We start from the raw sequence: 20,072 nt of genomic DNA on the forward strand, positions 1-20,072 counted from the left end.
GGGCGTGGCGGCGCCGATCGACGACGCGGCGGGACACCCGTTCGGTGTCCCGCCGTTCCTCCGGCACGGTGTTCGTCCGGCACGGTGCCCGTTCCTCCGGCCCGGGATCAGGCGCCGTCGGGCCCGGGGATCAGGCGCCGGTGATCTGCCACCACTGCTGGGACTGGAAGTTCTTCGCCCACAGCTGCGCCCAGGCACCGTCCCCGCGCACGTTGGTGTCGCGGTCCACCACGGTGTTCAGGTTGTTGTTGAACCGCTGGTTGTAGATCGCCAGGTCGTTGGCGCGCATGAACCACTTCTGCTGGGTGCTGCCGTTGCACTGCCACAGCTGCATCCGGGTGCCGTTGTTGCCGCCGCCGTTGGTGTCCGCGTCCAGGCACATCCCCCGGAACCGCACGCTCTCGATGCTGTAGTCGTCCCAGGAGATCCACTCCTGCTGGGTGGTGCCGTTGCAGCCCCAGACCTGCACCTTGGTGCCGTTGCCGCCGGCGTTGGCGTCCGCGTCCAGACACTGGCCCGGGGTGACCTGGTAGAGGCTGTGGATGCGGATGTACCCGCTGGCGAGCGCGGGCGCCGCCCCGGACGTGCGCGCGGCGCCCTGCCCGAGCGTCAGGCGGTCGGCCGGCGCGGCGGGAGCGGCGGCCGAGGCGGCGGTGGGCAGCAGCGGCACGGCGAGCGCGGCGGCCGAGGCCAGCACCGCGGCAGTGGTGCGGATACGCATGGTTCCCCCTGATGCATGGGACCGCGACCGGGCCGGTTGCCCGGTGGCGCGGACGAGCGGCACCCAACCTAGGCGGGCGCCGACGGCATCGGAATCCTTTGACCGTACAGGTCAATTGTCGCTTGCAGTAAGAGAGTCGACACCGCAGCGGGGTCACGGTGCCGGACCGGAGCGCCCCGGTCCGGCCGCCAGCGACTCGCCCAGCGGGGAGCGCCGGTAGAGCACCGCCCGGCCGCTGCGGGTGCGCTCCAGCAGCCCGGCCGCCGCCAGTGCGCCGAGGTGGCGGCTGACCGCGCCCGGCGTGACCCCGAGCCGCTGGGCCAGGGCGGTGGTGGTCGTCGGCGTGTCGAGCAGGCCGAGCACGCGGGCGCGGGGCACGCCGATGAGGTCCGCGAGCGCGGCCGACGCCGCCGCCGCACCGGTGTCCGGACCCTCGACCCCCTCGGTCCCCTCGGCCATGGTGCCGCGGCCCCGGGCCGGGTAGACCACCACCGGCGCGCCGCCCGACGAGGCCTCGCACAGCGCACGGTCGGCGAACAGCGTGGGCATCAGCACCAGCCCGCGCCCGGCCACCGGCTCCCGCCGGGCCGGCGCGGGCGCCCCGCGCGCGCCGCCGCGGATCCGCAGCGCGCCGTCCGCCCAGGAGACCCCCGGGTCCAGGTCGGCGAAGAGCCCGACCGGGCCGCACTCGGCGAGCCGCCGCCCCCGGTAGGCGAGGTCGGCCTCCAGCACCGTCCGGGCGCGCGGCCACCAGGCGGGCTCCAGGCAGCGCGTCCAGTACTCGCCGAGCGCGGAGACCAGCCGGCCGCGCAGCGCGTACGGATCGTCGAGCAGCAGGTCGAGCACCGGCGGCAGCGGGCTCCCGTCGCACGCGTAGGCCGTCCGGAAGCCGGCGGGCAGCCGGTCGGGCGGCACGGCGGCGAGCAGCGGCAACTCGTCCTGGATGCAGGGCCGGCAGCCGCGCGGGCGCGGGGTCAGCACGTCCGGCGCGAAGCCCCTCGGCGTCACCAGGGCGTCCAGCAGTTCGGTGTCCAGGCCCGCGTAGTCGCGCGCCCAGGAGGCCGCCCAGCCGCGCTGCTCGGGGAACCCGCCGGGTCGGCCGCGCAGTCGCAGGCTGCACACCGTCTCGTGCAACGGGGAGTACCCGCACCGGGTGACGGCGAGGTCCTCCACCCCCAGGAGATAGACCATCACCGGATCCACGCTAGGAGGGCACCCGGGGCTTGGGAACACCCGCGTGACCGCCGGTCCTGCCCCGGGAATCCCCTCCCGTTCCGGCCCGAACCGGTGGCACCATGGCTCCCATGAGCGAGCCCGACACCGAGTGGATCACCGTCGCCGCCCACCGGAGCCTGCCCGGCCGTCCCACCCTGCCGGCCGCCGTCCGCGCTTGACTGCGTGACCGGGGCATCGACTGGATGCCGTTCTCCGAGGACGCCGTGCGCTACGGCCTGACCTGCGGGACCGGCCCGGACGGCCGCCGACAGTGCCGGGTCGAGGTCCAGGTCGCCGCCGAGTCGCTGCGCCCGCTCGGGCTCCACCCCGAGCAGCCCTCCGCCACCGTCGACGGACCGTCCCCGCCCGGCTGGTGGCACGCGGAGGCGGAGCGCCGCGCCCGCCGCTGGGGTCAGCCCGCCCCCGGCACCCCGCCGCCGCCGCCACGACCGGCGCCTGCGCCTGCGCCGGGGTCGTCCGCCCCGAACCGCACCGCCGCCGCCCGGGACCGGGAGACCGCGTCCAGCAGCAGCACGGACGAGGCCTCGGGCGTCGGCATCGGCCCGGCCGACCGCGCCTGCCGGGTGAAGGCGGCCAACAGTCGCTCCAGGCCCCGGTGGTGGCGGGCGAACACCCGGGCGGAGGCGTGCCGGCCACGGGCCCGCTGGCCGTCCAGCGCGGTGGCCGCGCCGACGTCCAGCAGCACCAGGTGCAGCTCGCGGCCCCGGCGGCCCGCCTCCCGGGCGAGCCAGCGCCGCATCCAGGCGCGGCTGCCGCAGTCGTGCACCAGCAGCGGGCCGCCGCGCCGCACCGAGGCGCGCAGCAGCCGGAAGTGCTCCAGCCGCGCCCACGGCCGGTACACCGCGTACGGCAGGCCGGCCGGCATCACCGCCTCGCAGGCCTCGTGCACCGTCCGCGGGTCCACCGCGCGCACCGCCGCCCCGGACCACCGGCGCAGCAGCGTGCTCTTCCCGGCGCCCGGCAGGCCCGACACCACCACCACGGCATCGGCCGGGTAGGCCACCACGAAGCCCGCCCCGGCCTCGCCCCGCAGGTCCACCACCCCGCGCGGCACCACGACCACATCCACTCCGCTGCCCACCGGTCTCCCCGTTCACGTCCGACCGGGAACCCTAACAATCCCGGCCGGCCCGCCCGGCCGCCCCCCGAGGTACCCGCCACCGGCCCGGACCCGTACCCGTACGGCGCCCGCGCTCCCGGCGCCCGTCGCCCGCGGTCCCGGCGCCCGCGCACCCGGCTCCGGCCGGTCGGCGGTGCTCGTGGGGTTCCGGTCGACCGCCGTACATCTCCGGGGCCGCCGTTCCACTAGGCTGACGCACCCTCAGAAAGGGGGCAGGGCCGTGGCCGAGACGGGTCCGACGTACACCGGGCTGGTGCTGGACGGGCTGGCGCGGGATCCCGGGCGGGTGGCGATCCGCTCCGGGGACGGCACCGCGCTCACCGCGCAGGCCTGTCTGGACGCGGTCCACCGCGGCGCCCGGGCGCTGGCACGGGTCGGGCTGGGACGCGGGGACGGCGTGACGGTGCTGGCCGGGAACCGGCCGGAGGCGCTGCTGGTCCGACTGTCGGCGAACCTGCTGGGCTGCCGGGTGGCCATGCCGTACCCGGACGGGCCGGTCCGGGAGCAGGTGGCGCTGGCCGAGTTCGCCGGGACGTCGGCGCTGGTCTTCGATCCGCTGCGCTGCCGGGCCGCGGCCGACGGGATCGCGCGCGCCGTGCCCGGAGCCCGCCTCCTCGCCCTCGGCCCGGCGCCGCTGGGGCTCGGGGAGGACCTGCTGGACCTCGCCGCCGACTGCTCCCCCGCCCCGCTCGAACCCCGGTACCGGCCGGAGGACGTGATGGCGGTGCGCTTCACCGGCGGCACCACCGGCCGGCCGAAGGGCGTGCTGCGCCGCTTCGCCCGGCCGCCGCGCCCACCGCTGCTGTCCGGCTCGACCTTCCTGCTCTGCACGCCGCTCTGCCACGGCGGCGGGACGACGGCGGACCTCGCACTGGCCGCGGGCGGCACGGTGGTGCTGCAGGACGGGTTCGACGCCGGGTCCGTGCTGGCGGCGGTGGAGCGGTACCGGGTGTCCCGGATGTACCTGCCGCCGCACCTGCTCTACCGGCTGCTGGACCACCCGCTGCTGCCCGTGACCGACACCGGCAGTCTGCGGCGCGTCGGCTACACCGGCTGCCCGCCGTCGCCGCGGCGACTGGCGGAGGCGACCCGGCGGCTGGGCCGGGTCCTGCACCAGACCTACAGCCTGACGGAGTGCGGGCCGGTCGCCCGGCTGAGCCCGGACGAGCACCTGGACCCGCGGCTGCTGTCCACCGCCGGCCGCCCGTACCCGGACACCGGGGTGCGGATCCTGGACGAGGAGGGTGCGCCGCTGCCGTCCGGCCGGACCGGGGAGATCTGCGTCCGGACGCCGACCGCGATGGTCGGCTACTGGCGCGATCCGGAGTCGACCGCCCGGGTGCTGCGCGAGGGCTGGCTGCACACCGGCGACCTGGGCAGCCTGGACGCGGCCGGCTATCTGACGGTGGCCGGGCGGCGGGATCCGATGGCGATCGTCGAGGGGCACAATGTGTTCCCTCGCGAGGTGGAGGAGCCGCTGCGCGCCCACCCGGACGTCCGGGAGGCGGTGATGTTCACGACCACCGGCCCGGACCGGCTGGAGCGCGTCCACGCGGCGGTGGCCCTGGCGGACGGTTCCCGGACGACGGCGGACCAACTGCGGCGCTGGAGCCGGGAGCGCGGCGGCACGCGGTGCGCGCCGGACACCGTCCTGCTGCTGCCCGCCATCCCGTTGAACGGTCTCGGGAAGCCGGACCTCGGCCTCCTGCGCGCCCTGACGGACACCGACGCCCGCACGGCGGACGGCGCCCGCACGGACGCCGGCGACACCGGCCGGGCCGCCGCCACCGCAGGGGCGTGCGAAGGAGCGTGACGCGCCCCGCGAGTGCTCCGAGCGCCCACGCGGGCGACCTCTCGCGCGGCACCCGGTGGGAAAACCGTCCGTGGGCACTCGACCGTGCGGGCCCACCTGCCGATACCTCCCGGGCAACGTTCCCCGCACCGTCCCCAGGAGGCACGACCTTGACCTGGCTCCGCGTCCTGACCGCAGTGGGCATCCTCGCCGTGGCGGCCAGTGCCCTGATCGTCTTCGCCCGGTGCACGGCCGCCCCCCGCGGCGAGCGTGCCGCCCCGGAGGCGCCGTCCGATCTCCGGGCGGACGCCGAGGACAGCGGCCTCTTCCGGCGGATGGGCGGCGACGGCTGACGGCGCCCACCCGCCGGAGGGCGGTCAGTGCCCCGCGATGTCGTCCGGGCGCACCTCGATGTGGTCGGCCGCGAGGTCGACCGCGACGCGGTGCTCCATGCCCAGCGCCTCCAGGAACTTGACCGGCAGCTGGACCCGTCCGGTGCGGTCCAGCATCACGTACTCGCGCTCGTTCACCGACTCCTCGCCGTGCTCGTCCGTCACGGTGCGGCGCAGCACCTCGCTGCTGGTCCGCCCGTCCCGGATGGCGACCGTGCGGCGCACCTCGCCCGCCACCATCGGGTCGTGGGTGACGATGACGACGGTGGCGCCGAGTTCGCGGTTGACGGTGCGGAAGGCCTCGAAGATCACTCCCGCGGTCTCGGAGTCCAGCTCACCGGTGGGCTCGTCGGCGAGCAGCACCGGCGGGTTGTTGGCCATCGCCACCGCGATCGCCACCCGCTGCTGCTGGCCGCCGGAGAGCTCGGAGGGGCGCCGGCGGGCGAGGTCGCCGATCTCCAGTGCCTCCATCAACTCGGCTACCCGTGCGGCCTGTTGCTTCGATCCACCGGCGCCCGACCGGCGGCCGCGGAGCTGCATGGGCAGAGCGATGTTCTCGGCGGCGGTGAGGAACGGCAGCAGGTTGCGGGCGGTCTGCTGCCAGATGAAGCCGACCACCTCGCGCCGGTAGCGCAGCCGCTCCTTGGCGGACATCTCCAGCAGGTCGCAGCCGGCCACGGTGGCGGTGCCGGCGGTCGGCACGTCCAGCCCGGCGAGGATGGTGAGCAGGGTGGACTTGCCGCTGCCGGAGGCGCCGACCAGGGCGACCAGGTCGCCCTGCCGGATGGTCAGTTCCAGGCCCTGGAGCGCCTGGACCTCGACGCCCTCGGTGCTGAAGATCCGGACCAGACGGTCGCAGACGATGGCCGCGCCCTCGCCGTACGCCTTGGGCGAGGCGGCGGCGAGCGCCCGCTGCCGGAGTTCCTGCAGGCTGGGGGTCGCGACGGCCGTCGGCCCCTGGGGGGTGCTGTTCACCGCTCGTCTCCTGTCTCGACGGTCTGGCTGCCACCGACGGTTCCGCCGGTTCGGACGGTTTCACCGGCACGGCCGGTCTCGCGGGTACGGACGGTTCCGCGGGTAAGGACGGTCCCGCCGGCCCGGACGGTCCGTCGGCCCCCGGGACCGGGCCGGCTCCCGGCGTTCTCCACCGTCGCGGCCCGCGCCGCGGGTTCCGCCGTCACGCCTGCTCCCCCGCCCGCAGCTCGGTGGCGATCTGGCGTCGGCCGGCGATCAGCGTCTCCAGCACCACCCCGAGGCCGACCAGCAGGGCCAGGCCCGCGGTGGGCAGCAGCACCGGCATCAGCGCGGGGGTGATGACCTCCCCGACCCTGGCGCCGACCAGCGTCGAGATGTCGAAGCCGCCGCCCAGGAGGGCGACCGCCGCCACCGCGACCAGCCCGCCGCCGATGGCCGCCGCCAGGGTCTGCGGCAACGCCTCGATGACGATCAGTGCCAGGCCCTGACGGGGCCGCAGGCCCATGGTGCGCAGCCGGGCGAGCACGGCCGTGCGGTCGGGCGCGGCCCGGAACAGCGTGAGCAGGACGGCGAGCAGGGCGTACCCGGCTCCGGCGGCGGCCGCGTACCAGAACAGCCGCCCGGCGGCGTGCTGCAGCGGGTCGTCGCCGAGGGCGGCGGCGGTCTCCCGGCTGCTGTGCACCGTGTATCCGGCGGGCAGGCCGTGGGTGGCCTTGCCGCCGGCCGCGGCGTCGTCCGCGATCAGCTTGGCCAGACCGACCGGCCGGGCCCCGCTGTTGTCCCGCAGGGCCGTCCTGACCCCTTCGGGGTCGACGTCGCCGACGGCGAACCACTGGTTCACCCGCCTGGCGTCCGGCAGTCGCTCCCAGGCGGGGCCGGCCGGAACGACCACGAAGGGCTTTCCGGGGTCCGGCAGCGCGGGGGTGGCGCCGACCGTCGCGGCGACGGTGAGGCGCAGGTCGTTGCCGTTGGGCGTGCGCACCTGGGAGGACCCTTCGGCCAGGCGCTTGGCGAGGTCGCGGCTGACCAGGGCGGGCACCGGGGTGTCCCGGCCGCCGGCCGCCCCGGCCAGCTTCGCCGGGTCGAACTCGCCGGCTCCCAGGGTCCGGGCGATCTCGGCGTACGCCGCCGGATCGACGACCATCACCAGGTAGGCCTCGGTGTAGGTCTGGTCGGCGCCGAGGATGCGGGTCTTGGGCTCGACCCAGACCGCGGTCGAGGCGCGGACGCCCGGCAGGGCGCCGGCGGTCTTGGTGAACTCGTCGGTCAGGCCGGCGTAGCCCGGGAGGGAGACGCCGATGTCCCCGCCGGTGGCGATGCGCGCGGCGCGGGTCCGCACGTGGTCGACGGTGTCGAGCACGGTGGCGCCGAAGCCGGTCGTGGTGACGGCGATCAGCAGGGCGAGCAGCGGCAGTACGGACGGCTTGCGGCGGCCCGAGCTGTCACGCGCGGCCCGGGCCAGGCCGAGGAAGCCGATCAGGCTGCGGCCGCGGCCGGCCAGGGCCGCCAGCCGGCCGACCAGCACCGGTTCGATCCGGGCCAGCAGCAGCCCGCCGGTGACGGCGAGCAGGAGCGGGGCGGCGACCAGCAGCGGATCCACGCCGGCGTCGGCGCCGGTGCCGACGCCCCGGCGTCGGACCTCCGCCACGGCCGCGGCGGTGACCGCCAGGACGGCGAGTTCGCCGACCAGTCGGCGTCGGCCGCCGGCCGCCCGTCGGCGCGCCCACAGCAGGGCCGTGCGGGCCGGGAAGGCCAGCAGCGCGATCAGGGTCGCGACCAGGGCCGTCAGCACCGAGCGGTCCCAGCGGGGGGTGGGCAGCAGCACCAGGGCGAGGGCCGTTCCGAGCACGGCGGCCGGCAGGACGGTGACGGCGCCCTCGCCGATCAGCCGTCGCAGCACCCCGGCGGCGGAACCGCCGCGGGCCCGGAGCAGCCTGATCTCGGCGGTGCGCCGGTCGGTGGTGAGGGCGGCGGCCAGGAACAGCACCACGGTGGCGACGCCCGCCACGCCGGCCGGGCCGATCGCGCTGAGCGGCAGCGCGGCCCGGTAGCGCGCGTCCGCCCGGCTGAGGATTTCCGGCAGGTTGGAGCTGGTGTGCAGGTCGGTGCGCCCGGTCGCACCGACCAGGGCGGTGGCGTCGCGGCCGGTCAGGAGGGAGCTGATGGCGCTGCGGGTGCGGTCGATCCGGTCGGCGTGCAGCGACGCGGGGTCGACGGGCAGCCGCCAGAAGATCTCGGCGCTCGAACCCCAGTGCGCCATCGCGGGCAGGCTGGCGCCGTCGACGAACCCGCTGGTCGTCCAGTGCTCGTGGTCGGGGTCGGTCCGCAGGCAGGCGCGGACCGAACAGCCGAGGTCCTCCCAGAACGGGTCCAGGGGGTCGTTGGCCTGGTAGAAGCCGACCACCACGGTGGTCCGCTTGACGCCCGAGCCCTCCTCGCCGTTGTCGATGACGTCGCCGAGCTTGATCCGGATCGTCTCCGCGGCCTTCTTGCTGATCACGATCGGCAGCGGGGCGCCGGCGGAGCCGGGGGTCGGCCAGGTGCCGTCGGTGAGGGTGGCCCGGCCCGGCAGATCGTGCAGGTAGAGCAGGCTGAGGTCCGGGAGGTCCTTCTCCGCGATCCGGGCGTACCCCGGGTTGCCCATGGTGCGGGGGCTCAGGGCGCGGGCGCCGTAGGCCTCGCCCGACCGGGCCGGCGTGAGCGCACGGCCGATCGTCTCGACCAGGGTCTGCTGCACCCGGTCGAGCTTTCCGGCGTCGTCGTCGGCGAGGACCTTGGAGGTGGTCTGCAGGCTGCTCTGGACGAGGCCCTTCTGACGGACGAAGTCCTGGAGCGCCGCGTCCGCGCCGCGGTCCGCGATGCGGGGGAAGGCCGCGGCCAGGAACACGGTGACGAGCGTGAGGGCCGCCATGAGCAGCGCGGCGAGCGGGTTCGCCCGCAGCCTGGTGCGGACCCAGCCGGCGGGGCGGTGGGCGGTGTCGGTGGTGGGCACGCGGGTGCCGGCCGGGGTGGTCACATCTCCTCCACGTGGCGCAGCCGGTTGGCCACGTCTCGACGGCGACGTCCGATGAGGAAGGCCGACAGCAGCGGGGCGGCGGCGATCGCCGCCGCGAACAGCAGGGCCTGGCCGACGGGCAGAGTGATCAGCGCCTCGGGCCTCGGGCGGCGGGCAGCGGGCGTCAGGACGACGAACGGGACGATCAGGTGGACGAGCAGGGCGCCGAGGGCCAGTCCGACGACCCCGCCGAGTCCGACCAGCAGCGCCTGTTCGGCGGCGACGGTGCGGGTGACCTGCTTGCGCGGCGCGCCCAGGGCGAGCAGCAGCGCGGAGTCCCGGGCGCGCTCGTGGGCGGAGCCGGCCACGGCGGCGACGAAGCCGATCGCGGCGAGCAGGGCGGTGACCAGCGCGATGGCCATCAGCGCGTTCTGCGGGGCGGCGCCCACCGGGTCGCTGAGCATCCCCTCGGAGACCTCGTCGTACAGCCGGACGTCCTGGGAGCCCGGGGCGGCCCGCAGCGCGGCGGCCAGCTCGGCCGGGGCGCGGTCGCCCGGCGCGGCGGCGGGCAGCCACCACTCGGCGCGGCTGGGCAGGCTGCGGCCCTGGGCGGCCAACAGGCGCGCGGTGGTGGCCAGGTCGACGACCAGGGCGTCGGGCCCGGTCGCCGGCACGGCCGGGACCGCCCCGGTGATCCTGACCTGGACGACGGCGCCGGCGATCGGCACCCGGACGACGTCGCCGACCGAGGCGCCGACGAGCTTCAGGTAGTCCCGGGTGGCGACGCCGCTCAGGACGTTCGGCGCCTCCGCTCCCGCGATGCCGACGACGGCCCGCAGGGGGACCTTCTCCGAGGCGTAGCCGACGGTGATCAGCCGCGCGGCGTCGGCCGGTTCGGGCCGTACGGTGACGGGCGGCGCGGCTCCGGGCCGCAGGGTCGGTCCGTCGACGACGCCCCCCTTCCAGGAGAGGCCGGCCGGCACCGGGACGTCGGTCGCGGGCCCGTCCGCGCTGTCCGAGACGGCCAGTCGGCCGACGGTCACCTCTCCGACGACCCGGTCGCCGAAGGAGACGGTCGCCCCGACCAGGGTCAGCGGCGCGGCGACGGCGCCCACCGGGGCGTCGACGAGCGCGCTCAGCGGGGCCGAGGCGCGCTGCTCGCCGCTGACCGGGAGGTCGACGAACGGGGCCTTGTGGACGTAGCCGAAGCGGTCCCGCAGCAGCAGCGTCACTTCCGGCGGGGACGGGAGCGGCGGGCGCGCGCTGCTGGTGTCGAACACCTGCCGGACGGCCAGGTCGGCGTCGATCCGCAACGGACGGCCGGGCAGGGGGACGCCGGCCTGCGCGCCGGTCGGCGCGGGCTGGGCGAGCGTGCCGAACACCTTCGCCGGGTCGGCCCCGCCGAGCAGGTCGGCGCGGTACGGGACGCGGCCGGCGAGGGCGGCGGAGTCCACCGCGAGGATCTGGCCGGTGCCGTTCGACAGCGTCTGCTCCTCGCGGTCGACCGGGATCAGCCGGTCGCCGCCGGGCAGTGCGTCGTAGTGGCCGCCCTGGCCCATCAGCGAGGTGCGCGCGGCGGAGACGCGCAGGCCGCCGGCCGTGTCGAAGGAAGCCTGGTCGCGCTGGGAGGCGGTCCAGGTGGCGTGCTGGCCGAGCGCGAGCACTCCGGTGGCCACGGCCATCACCAGCAGCAGCACGGGTCCGGTGGCCCGGGCGGGCTGACGGGCCAGCTGCCAGCCGACCATGGCCGGGCCGAGGCCGTCGCCGCGGGCGGCGACCCGGGCGCCCAGCCGGGCGACCACGGGCAGCAGCCGCAGCACGATCAGGGTGCCCGCGCACAGTGCCAGGGTGGGGGTGGCGACCAGCAGCGGGTCGACGCCGAGGTCACCGGAGGAGTCGGCGGACAGCCCGCCGCCGTACTGGTCGAGTTGCTGGTAGGCGAGCGCGGCCAGGGCGAGCACCGCGAGGTCACCGCCGTTGCGGGCGATGCCGGAGACCACCGCCTGGCGGCGGCCGGCCCGGCGGCGCAGGGCGGCGCCGGCGCCGCGTAGCAGGCTCGGCACGGTGGCCAGGACGACGCAGCCGACGGCGCAGACCAGGGCCACCGGCCAGAGCGTCCAGCGCAGTTGGGTGTCCAGGGCGACCTGGTGGGACCGGCCTAGGCCGGCCAGGACGCGGACCAGGAACGGTGTGAGCACGGGGGCGAGCACCGCGGCGGGGAGGGCGAGCAGCACCGACTCCAGGGCGGTGAAGCCGCCGAGCCGGCTGCCGGAGGCGCCGCGGGCGGCGAGCAGTTCGTTCTCCCGCTCCTGGCGCGCCGAGATCAGCCGGACGACCAGCAGCAGGGCCGCCGCGGCGAGCACGGCGAGTTGCAGGGCGCCGATCAGCAGGGTCGACCTGGCGACCATCAGACTGGCGCTCAGCTCACGGACCACATCCGGGAGTTCCGTGGTCGCGGCGAGACCGGAGGTCTTCCGCAGATCGTCGGCCAGGAGCTGGGCCCGGCCGCCGATGGCCTCGGCCGCGCCCTGGTCGACGCCCGCGAAGTCGGCGTCGAGCAGCCAGCCGCGGCTGCTCTGCGGCAGACCGCCCGCGGTGAAGGCACTCGGGTCGACCAGCATCGGGCCGTAGGTGGTGAACCCGCCGGTCTGGATCTCGTGACCGCCGACCGGGTCGATGTGCCAGTACGGGGCGAACGGGTCGGCGGCCCGGTAGGTGCCGGTGATCCGGACGGTCAGCGGCTTGCCGTCCACCCGGTCGGCGAGCCGGACGTCCGTGGGCAGGGCCTGGGCCGTCAGGCCGAGGCGGGCCAGCACGGCCTGTGGGACGGCGACCTGCGGAGCGGCGGACCGGACGGGCTCGCCGACGGCCTCGGGCCAGGCGCCGGCGGTGAGCCGCACCCGGGTGCGGTCGAGATCGGCGAGGACCGTCAGGTCGACCTTGGCCGCGCCGGACTGACCGGCCGTCGCGCTTCCGGCCGGGGCGGCGTCGCCGCCGCCGCCCGGGAGGCCGTAGGAGCGGCTGCGCAGCAGGCTGTCGGTGTGGACGGGCAGCCCGCCGAAGAGCTTCTGCCGGTAGGAGGCGAGTGCCTCCTCGTCCTTCTGCCGTTCTTCGAGGCCGTGTTCGGCGGTCACCACCACGGTGGTCCGGGCATGGCCCGGCCCCTGGAGCGTTTGCCGCAGACCCGCCTGACCGACGCCGCTGTTGAAGGTCACCAGGGCGGTCAGCACCGCCGTGGTGATCAGTACCGTCAACAGGACGGCAGCAGCCAGCGGCAGTCGTCCGCGCAGTCTGCGCACGACGAAGCCGAGCATCGAGTTCCTCCCCCGGATCACGTCCCCGGTAGCGTCGACCGGCCCCGCCCATCGATCCGTTCCGGGCACAAATCGGCCACGGGCGGACACTTCGAGGGCACACCGGCGCATTGATCACCGGCATTCGATCACCGGATAGCGGACGATGCTGTCAGAAACAGTCCAGGAACGGAAGGGACTTGCGCGAATCAAGTAAGCAGTGAGCAAATTCCATCATTGATAGCATCCCGGCCGGGATGCCCCACTGAAATGCCATGCACACTTCACAACTCCGGCTCCGTCACGCTCCTTCGGCCGACGCACACTCCGTCCGCACGGATTCCGTTCCCGGAATCCTGAACCCGCGGAGCCGCCGCACCCGTAGAGCCGAACGGAACCGGGCAACCACGCCCACTGGGGGGACGACGCATGACGCAGGACCAGGCCGCCACCGTCACCGCCACGACCATCGCGCCGATGGTGGCCGTGACCGATCTCCGACGCAGCTTCGGCACCGGCGAGCGGGCCGTGCACGCCCTGCGCGGCGTCTCCTTCACGATCGGCCGCGGCGAACTCACCGCGCTCAAGGGCCGCTCCGGCTCCGGCAAGACCACCCTGCTCAACCTGGTCGGCGGCCTGGACTCCCCCACCGCCGGCGGCATCTCCCTCGACGGCATCGACCTCGGCGGGCTGAACGAGGACGGACGGCTCGCCCTGCGGCGGGAACGGATCGGCTTCGTCTTCCAGTCCTTCGGGCTGATCCCGATGCTCACCGCCGCCGAGAACGTCGGCGTGCCGATGCGGCTGCGCAAGGTCGCGGCGGCCGAGCGCGAGGAGCGGGCACACACCCTGCTGGCCCTGGTCGGCCTGGCCGACCACGCCAACCAGCGCCCCGGCGAACTCTCCGGCGGCCAGCAGCAGCGCGTCGCCATCGCCCGCGCGCTGGCCAACGATCCGGGCCTGATCATCGCCGACGAGCCGACCGGCCAGCTGGACTCGGAGACCGGCCGCTCGATCATGGAGCTGCTGCGCGCGGTGGTGCGCAGCGAGGGCGTCACGGTGCTGGTCGCCACCCACGACCCGACGCTGATGGAACTCGCCGACCGCGTGATCGAGCTCCGGGACGGGCGGATCGTCGAGGCGGAGTCGGAGCAGGCCGCGTAAATCGCGGGAATCCGATCCGATCGGCAGCCGGCTGGTTCGTGTGCCGACCCGGCAATTCGACCGGGGAAGAGCTGCGGGGAGAGGGTGTGACGATTCGTCACCCCTTCCCTCCGGATGTTCGACGGCGATCTTCCGCTGATTTCCCCGAGAGCTCGGGGAGTTCAGGGAGTTCCGGGAGCGCTCCGGGCCGGAAAAACGGTTGTGGTGGCCGGCGCCCGCCGACCACCACAACCGTCACCTCGATTCGTGAGGCCCCGGGATTCTCATGCCCTCACACTTCCGGGCCTTCAGACCGCCGGGAAGATCTCCGCGTCCGGCTTCAGCAGCTGGCCCGGCTTCGGAGCGGTGCCGTCCACCAGGTAGCGGGTGACCAGGTCGTTCAGCGCCTTGCTCCGGCCGACCGCGCAGTGCTCGATCGAGTCGACGCTGACCAGCACCGCGTTGCCCAGCTCCTGCTGCATCCGCTGCGCGAACTTGTACTGGGTCGCCGGGTCGTAGAGGTTGCCGATGACCATCACGGTGTTGGAGGTCTTCTTGTTCCACGGGCCGGAGAAGCGCTCGGCGTCCCGGGCCGGGGCCGGCCAGCTGGCGCATGCGGGCGCGTCGAAGGCCTGGTAGCGGCCGAAGGTCGGCGACTCCTGCTCCCAGGTCTTGGCCACGTTGGCGAACACCCGGTCGTTCGACGGGTACGGCTTGTCCTGGCAGTTGACGCCCATGTAGGAGTCGTCGGCGGTGTACTCGGAGTCCGCCGGGGCCTCCCGCAGCGCCCGCGGCAGGTTCACGGTGAGGAGGTTGGCGTCCTCCTCCGCGACGTTCGCCTTCGGGGCCAGCAGGGTGGCGGCGTTCGGCTTCTGCAGCACCTGGTACGTCGCCTGCAGCGACTTGGCCAGCGGGGCCAGCTTGGCCTGCGAGTACAGCGCGCCGGCGACCTCGCTGGTGAAGCTGGACAGCGTCACCTTGGTGCCGTTCGCCAGCGTGATCGGGCTGGTCCGCAGGTGGTCGCGGAGCTCGTCGAACTTGGCCCGGGTGTCGCCCTCGCCGAAGGCGCAGCGCGGGGCGCCGGCCGCCTGGCAGCGCTTCAGGAACTCGTCCAGGGCCAGCTCGAAGCCGCCCGCGCGCTGGCGGTCGTACTCCAGGCCGTTGTGCAGGCGCAGGTTGGGGTCGACGTTGCCGTCGATGATGACCGCGCGGACCTTGTTCGGGTACATGTTCGCGTACGTCGAACCGATCAGGGTGCCGTAGGAGAAGCCGGCGAAGGTGAGCTGGGAGTCACCGACGGCGCGGCGCATCCGGTCGAGGTCGCGCACCACGTTGATGGTCGACATGTGCTCGATCAGCGGGCCGGCGTTCTTGCTGCAGGCGTCCGTGTAGTCCTGGTCCGCGTCCAGCGTCTCGTTGACCTCGGCCTTGGTGACCGGAACGCCGACCATGCGGTTGTTGACCGCGTCGGCGTCCTCCTGGGTCTTGAAGCACTTGAGCGGGTTGCTCCGGGCCACGCCGCGGGGGTCGAAGCCGACCAGGTCGAACTTCGCCTGCACCTCGGGGCCGAAGCGGCTGGTCGTCGCCCACAGGTAGCCGCTGCCGCCCGGGCCGCCCGGGTTGAGGAACAGCGAGCCGATCCGCTTCGACGGGTCGCTCGCCCGGCGACGCATCATCGCGATGCCGATCTTCTCGCCCGACGGGTTGTCGTAGTCCAGCGGCACGGGGTAGACGGCGCAGTCGTAGATGCCCGGGTCCGGCTTGCTCGGGTCGGGGTTGCACGGGGTCCAGGCAACGGGGTCGACCTTCGCCTCGGCCGGACCCGGGGCCTGGTCGACCGACGCCGCCGACGCGGCGACGGCGGAACCGGTGACAAGTGCGAGGGCGCAGGCGACCGCTCCGGCCATCGTGGATATGCGGGACAAGGAACCTCCTCGGTCCTGAAAAGGGCTGCCCCAGACTGTCAGTCGGAGATCTCCGTGTGAAGACCTCGGGGCAGCGCAAATTCTCCGCACACCATTCCGTTGGCCGCAGATTATTCTGTGAATGAACCGACTTGACGGTTGGTTGACCTGATGATTGGTCAATCGAGGTCGATCCGCGCGGCCGCCGCCGAGCACGGGGGCGGGGGCGAGGGCGGGGTCAGACCGCGGCCGCCCCGCGCAGCGCGGCCGCCACCAGCCCCCGGATCTCGTCGGCCCCGGGCTCTCCCGCGCCCACCAGGCGGTCGAAGACCAGACCGTCGATGCAGGCGAGCAGCGTGGCGGTCCGTCCGTCCGGGTCCGACACGCCCCGCTCGGCGAGGAAGGCCCGGACAGCGGCGCGGCCCGCGTTCTCCCGCGGCACGAGGATCTCCCGCAGTTCGGGATCGCGCACGCTCTCCACCGCGCACGCGTACCGCGCCAGCGAGCGCCGCCGCCCCTCCCCGGACAGTCGACGCCTCATCAACTCGCGGATTCCGTCGACCAGTTCCTCCACGGTGCGGACGGGCAGCAGCTCACCCATGACCTGCAGCTCCCCCTGGTCCAGCTCCACGAGCCGGCGCACCAGCGCGGTGAGCAGCGCCTGCCGGGTCCGCAGGTACGCCGAGGTGGTGCCGGTCGGCAGCCCCGCCGCCGCGTCCACCGCCCGGTGGGTCAGCCCGCGCACCCCCAGGTCCGCCAGCACCCCGATCGCCGCGTCCGCCAGAACCGTCCGCCGGTCCGGCCGCCCCTGCTCCTCGTCTCTGCGCATCCCCCCTTTCTACCGGCACCACCCCCGGGGCCCGTACCGCCGCCGCACGGCGGTCCCGGTCCTGCCCGTGGGTCCGGCACCGGCCCACGCTGCGGCCCTCCCCGGCCGCTCCGAGGCTCCCGGGGCCCGTAGTACGCTCCTTCTACATCTGTAGAAAGCAGCGTGTGGCACGGGAGGGCCGGGCATGGGCAGCAGCAGCGCAGTGGTGGTCGGGGGCGGGATCGGCGGGCTGGCAGCCGCGATCGGACTCCGGCTGGCGGGGTGGGACGTGACCGTGGTCGAGCGGGCGGCCGTCCTGGACGACGCGGGGGCCGGCATCTCCCTGGCCGCCAACGGGATGCGCGCGCTCGCCGCCCTGGGTGTCGGCGCCGCGGTCGAGGCGGCCTCGCGCCGCCAGTACACCGGCGGCACCCGCACGCCGGACGGCCGTCGGCTGGCGGTGATGGACGGGCGGGCGCTGGAGCGGGAGCTGGGCGCGCCGATCGTGGGCATTCCGCGCGCCGCCCTGCACCGGATCCTGCGCGAGGCCCTGCCGGCCGGGTCCCTGCTGGTCGGAGCCGAGGTGACCGACCCGGACACCTCTCACCCCTCCCGGGTCCGGGTCGCCCACGGGGGCACCACCCTGGACGCCGACCTGCTCGTGGCGGCCGACGGGATCAACAGTCGCATCCGGCGCCGCCTCTTCCCCGCCCACCCCGGACCGGTGTACAGCGGCTCGACGGTGCTGCGGGCGATCACCGAGCGCCCGGTCGACGGACTGTCCGCCGACTTCGAGCTCAGCTGGGGCCACGGCGCCGAGTTCGGCCACATCGCCTTCCCGGACGGCACGGCCGAGTGGCACGCCGTCCTCAACGCCCCGGCCGGGGTCCGCTACCGCGACCCGCTGACGGAGGTCAGTCGCCGCTTCGGGCGCTGGCACGAGCCGGTGCCCGCACTGCTCGCCGCCACCCGCCCGGAGGCGGTGCTGCACCACGACGTCCACGAGCTGGCCACCCCGCTGCCCTCGTACGTCGCGGGCCGGATCGCCCTGCTCGGCGACGCCGCGCACGCCATGACGCCCCACCTCGGCCAGGGCGCCTGCCAGGCCCTGGAGGACGCGGTGACCCTGGCGGCGGCCCTCGCCGGTGAGCGGACGGTCGAGGACGCGCTCGCCCGCTACGACGCGGTCCGACGGCCGCGCAGCCAGACCGTCGCCCGCGACGCCCGCCGGGCCGGCCGGATGGGCCAGCAGCTCGCGAACCCGCTGGCGGTCGGCCTGCGCAACGCCGCGATCCGGCTCACCCCGCCCGGCGTGATGGTCCGCACCGTCCTGAAGCACGCCGACTGGACGCCGCCCCGGATCGCGCCCCGCGCCGCCCAGGGCCCGTCCGGACGGGCCCTGTAGGTCCCGGCCCGGGCTCCGTGCCGCCCGGGCAAGGTCCGGCCCCCGCACTTGACGGGTCATCCGATTAGGCGCCATATTACTTCTCGTGACGCAGCATCCCGAGGCCCACGACGGAGCCCCCACCCTCGACCAGGCCCGACGCCAGATCTCCCGCTACGGCCTCACGGCCGACCCGCAGGCGGTCCTGGTCGCGGCCCGGCTGATGGCGGCGGGCGCCCGGCTCGGCCAGGCCGGCGAGGTGCACTTCGGCCGCTTCGGGCTCTCCACCGGCCGCTACCGCCTACTGGCCGACCTGGAGGACCACGGCGGCGAGAAGTCGCCGTCCCGGCTCGCGGCGAGCCTCGGCGTCTCCCGGGCGACCGTGACCGGCCTGGTCGACGGCCTGGAACGGGAGGGCCTGGTGGCCCGCCGGCCGTCCACCGAGGACGGGCGCGGCAACGTGGTGATCCTCACCGCGCGCGGCGCCGACCGGCTGCGCGAGGTGGCGCCCGAGCACTTCGCCCGGATGCAGGCGATGGTCGCCGGCCTCTCCGTCGAGGAGCGCACCACCTTCCTGGACCTGCTGGCCCGGGTGGTCACGGGCATCGACGCACTGACCGCGGACTGACCCCGGACCGCTCGCGAGCCGGACCCGACCGGCGCGAGCCACACCTCCCGACCGCACCCCCCGACCGCACCCCGCAGGCGGGCCGCCCGACGGCCCGCCCTTTCTCAAGCCCCACTGGTTAGGCACCTAAGCACAAATGCTTAGGTGCCTAACGAGATCCGCCGGAACAACGACCCCGAACGTGAGGACACCTCATGAGCAAGAAGGCCCCCGGCGCTCCCCCGCCGTTCGTCCTGTGGCGCGAGGTCCTGGTCGCCTACCTCATGCCCGCCGTGACGGCCGGCCTCGGCGGAGCCGCCACCGGGCAGCAGCGACTGGCGGTCGCCGCGCTCACCACCATCGGCGGCACCTCGGCCCTCGTGGCCGCCGCGCTCGGCGCCGCGCTGCGCCGCCGCCCGCCCCGCACCCGGCCCGCCCGGACCCCGCGCGCCGTGGCGGCAGCCGCCCTCGGCATGGCGGCCGCCGCACTGGGGCTCGCCGTGGGCCTGGCCGCCGCGCGCTGGCTCCCGCACGTCCCGGCCCTCGCCGACAGCCCGTGGCCGAAACGGCTGCCGATCGACCTGCCGGTCTCCGCCGCCATCGCCGCCACCATCACCACCTGGCGCTGGCGCGGGAGCCGCCGCACCCGCGAACCGCAGCAGCCGCTCCACACCGCACCCCGACACACCGCACCCCGACCCGAAAGGCAGACATCATGATCGTCATCATGGGCGCCGCCGGCGCCACCGGCGGCGCCACCCTGCGCAGCCTCACCGCCCTCGGCGCCCCGAGCCGGGCGCTCAGCCGCGACCCCGCCCGCCTGGCCGCCGGACTGGACGAGCGCACGCTCGCCCTCACCGAGCCGTTCCCGGCCGACGCCGCCGACCCGGCCTCCCTGCGCACCGCGCTCCACGGCGCCCACCAGCTCTTCCTCACCATGGCCAACAGCCCGGACCAGGTCCGCCACGAGCTGAACGCGATCGACGCGGCCCTCGACTGCGGGGTGGAGCACATCGTGAAGGTCTCCGCGCCCGCCGCCGAGCCGGACTCCCCGGTCGCGGTCTCCCGCGGCCACCACCTGATCGAGGAGCGCCTGCGGTCCTCCGGCGCCACCACCACCGTCCTGCGCCCGTACGCGTTCATGCAGAAGCTGCTGCTCCTGGCGCCCGGGATCGCCGCCGCCGGGGTGGTGCACGGCACGACGGGCTCGGCGCGCTGCAACTACGTGGACGTCCGGGACGTCGGCGACCTCGCCGCCGACGTCCTCACCCGTCCGGACCTGGCGGGCCGCACCTATCCGCTCACCGGCGGGCGGGCCTACAGCCACCCGGAGCTCACCGCCCTGCTCGGCCAGCTGCTCGGCCGCCCGGTCCGCTACGTCGACCTCGCCCCGGCCGAACTGCACGCCCACCTGGTCGCGCGGGCCGGGATGCCGGACTGGCTCGCCGCCCACGTGGTGGAGATCCAACGGCTCGCCGTGGTCCGCCGAGAGACCCCGGACGGCTCCTACACCCTCGCCACCGGGCGCAGTCCGCGTACCCTGGAAGCCTTCCTCCAGGAGCACCTGCACCGCTTCCGCTGACCCTCCCGCCCCCGGTGGCGGGCCCGGACCGACCGGGCTGCAGGGCCGTAAGGCGCCCGGACCGACCGGGCCGCAGGGCCGAAAGGGGCCCACGGACGGCCGAAACGCCGGGCCCGCCAC

At 75.2% G+C, this 20,072-nt stretch carries 15 protein-coding genes; 7 read left to right on the top strand and 8 right to left on the bottom strand.

The features are described 5' to 3' along the window. Positions 1–130: 130 nt before the first annotated feature. The 3 genes from ACZ7KX_RS23170 to ACZ7KX_RS23180 all read right to left on the bottom strand — a co-directional run bounded on the left by ACZ7KX_RS23170 (position 131) and on the right by ACZ7KX_RS23180 (position 3,038). Entirely contained in the window at positions 131–721 is a 591-nt protein-coding gene (locus ACZ7KX_RS23170; protein WP_470328108.1) for an RICIN domain-containing protein, read from the bottom strand. Between the two features lie 153 nt (positions 722–874). After that, positions 875–1,912: a helix-turn-helix domain-containing protein gene (locus ACZ7KX_RS23175; protein ID WP_470328200.1), complete on the bottom strand. Its 1,038-nt coding sequence runs from the start codon at positions 1,910–1,912 to the stop codon at positions 875–877. 436 nt (positions 1,913–2,348) lie between these two features. After that, on the bottom strand, positions 2,349–3,038 hold the full coding sequence (locus tag ACZ7KX_RS23180) for an AAA family ATPase (protein ID WP_470328109.1): 690 nt from the start codon (positions 3,036–3,038) through the stop codon (positions 2,349–2,351). Between the two features lie 259 nt (positions 3,039–3,297). Between ACZ7KX_RS23180 and ACZ7KX_RS23185 the strand changes: the two genes are divergently transcribed. Together ACZ7KX_RS23185 and ACZ7KX_RS23190 are read left to right on the top strand one after the other, a co-directional pair. After that, positions 3,298–4,890 (top strand): AMP-binding protein, encoded by a 1,593-nt coding sequence (locus ACZ7KX_RS23185; protein WP_470328110.1) that lies wholly within the window; start codon positions 3,298–3,300, stop codon positions 4,888–4,890. Positions 4,891–5,039: 149 nt separating this feature from the next. Next, entirely contained in the window at positions 5,040–5,222 is a 183-nt protein-coding gene (locus tag ACZ7KX_RS23190; RefSeq protein WP_470328111.1) for a hypothetical protein, read from the top strand. Between the two features lie 24 nt (positions 5,223–5,246). Here ACZ7KX_RS23190 and ACZ7KX_RS23195 read toward each other — a convergent pair whose 3' ends face one another. The 3 genes from ACZ7KX_RS23195 to ACZ7KX_RS23205 form a co-directional block, all read right to left on the bottom strand. Then, on the bottom strand, positions 5,247–6,236 hold the full coding sequence (locus ACZ7KX_RS23195) for an ABC transporter ATP-binding protein (protein WP_470328112.1): 990 nt from the start codon (positions 6,234–6,236) through the stop codon (positions 5,247–5,249). A 202-nt stretch (positions 6,237–6,438) separates the two neighbouring features. Beyond that, positions 6,439–9,252 (bottom strand): hypothetical protein, encoded by a 2,814-nt coding sequence (locus ACZ7KX_RS23200; RefSeq protein ID WP_470328113.1) that lies wholly within the window; start codon positions 9,250–9,252, stop codon positions 6,439–6,441. After that, positions 9,249–12,545: an FtsX-like permease family protein gene (locus ACZ7KX_RS23205; RefSeq protein ID WP_470328114.1), complete on the bottom strand. Its 3,297-nt coding sequence runs from the start codon at positions 12,543–12,545 to the stop codon at positions 9,249–9,251. Before ACZ7KX_RS23205 ends, ACZ7KX_RS23200 begins: the two co-directional genes overlap by 4 nt. A gap of 408 nt (positions 12,546–12,953) precedes the next feature. Between ACZ7KX_RS23205 and ACZ7KX_RS23210 the strand changes: the two genes are divergently transcribed. After that, positions 12,954–13,688, top strand: a complete 735-nt coding sequence (locus tag ACZ7KX_RS23210) for an ABC transporter ATP-binding protein (RefSeq protein ID WP_470328115.1) — start codon at positions 12,954–12,956, stop codon at positions 13,686–13,688. Between the two features lie 287 nt (positions 13,689–13,975). Here ACZ7KX_RS23210 and ACZ7KX_RS23215 read toward each other — a convergent pair whose 3' ends face one another. Both ACZ7KX_RS23215 and ACZ7KX_RS23220 read right to left on the bottom strand, forming a co-directional pair. Further along, positions 13,976–15,592 carry an alpha/beta hydrolase gene (locus ACZ7KX_RS23215; RefSeq protein WP_470328116.1) on the bottom strand — a complete coding sequence of 539 codons (1,617 nt, stop codon included), beginning with the start codon at positions 15,590–15,592 and terminating at the stop codon, positions 13,976–13,978. Positions 15,593–15,809: 217 nt separating this feature from the next. Then, a complete protein-coding gene (locus ACZ7KX_RS23220) occupies positions 15,810–16,400 on the bottom strand; it encodes a TetR/AcrR family transcriptional regulator (RefSeq protein WP_470328117.1) in 591 nt (196 codons plus the stop codon). 184 nt (positions 16,401–16,584) lie between these two features. Here ACZ7KX_RS23220 and ACZ7KX_RS23225 point away from each other — a divergent pair, with 184 nt between their 5' ends. From ACZ7KX_RS23225 to ACZ7KX_RS23240, 4 genes are all read left to right on the top strand, one after another. Then, positions 16,585–17,784 (top strand): FAD-dependent monooxygenase, encoded by a 1,200-nt coding sequence (locus ACZ7KX_RS23225; RefSeq protein WP_470328118.1) that lies wholly within the window; start codon positions 16,585–16,587, stop codon positions 17,782–17,784. 85 nt (positions 17,785–17,869) lie between these two features. Then, on the top strand, positions 17,870–18,391 hold the full coding sequence (locus tag ACZ7KX_RS23230; RefSeq protein WP_470328119.1) for a MarR family winged helix-turn-helix transcriptional regulator: 522 nt from the start codon (positions 17,870–17,872) through the stop codon (positions 18,389–18,391). A 194-nt stretch (positions 18,392–18,585) separates the two neighbouring features. Further along, the gene (locus ACZ7KX_RS23235; RefSeq protein WP_470328120.1) at positions 18,586–19,089 is read left to right on the top strand and encodes a hypothetical protein; all 504 of its coding nucleotides are present in this window, start codon (positions 18,586–18,588) and stop codon (positions 19,087–19,089) included. Continuing rightward, the gene (locus ACZ7KX_RS23240) at positions 19,086–19,952 is read left to right on the top strand and encodes an NmrA family NAD(P)-binding protein (protein ID WP_470328121.1); all 867 of its coding nucleotides are present in this window, start codon (positions 19,086–19,088) and stop codon (positions 19,950–19,952) included. Before ACZ7KX_RS23235 ends, ACZ7KX_RS23240 begins: the two co-directional genes overlap by 4 nt. Positions 19,953–20,072: the final 120 nt, after the last annotated feature.

The sequence above is a fragment of the Kitasatospora sp. NPDC038210 genome (assembly GCF_055600605.1).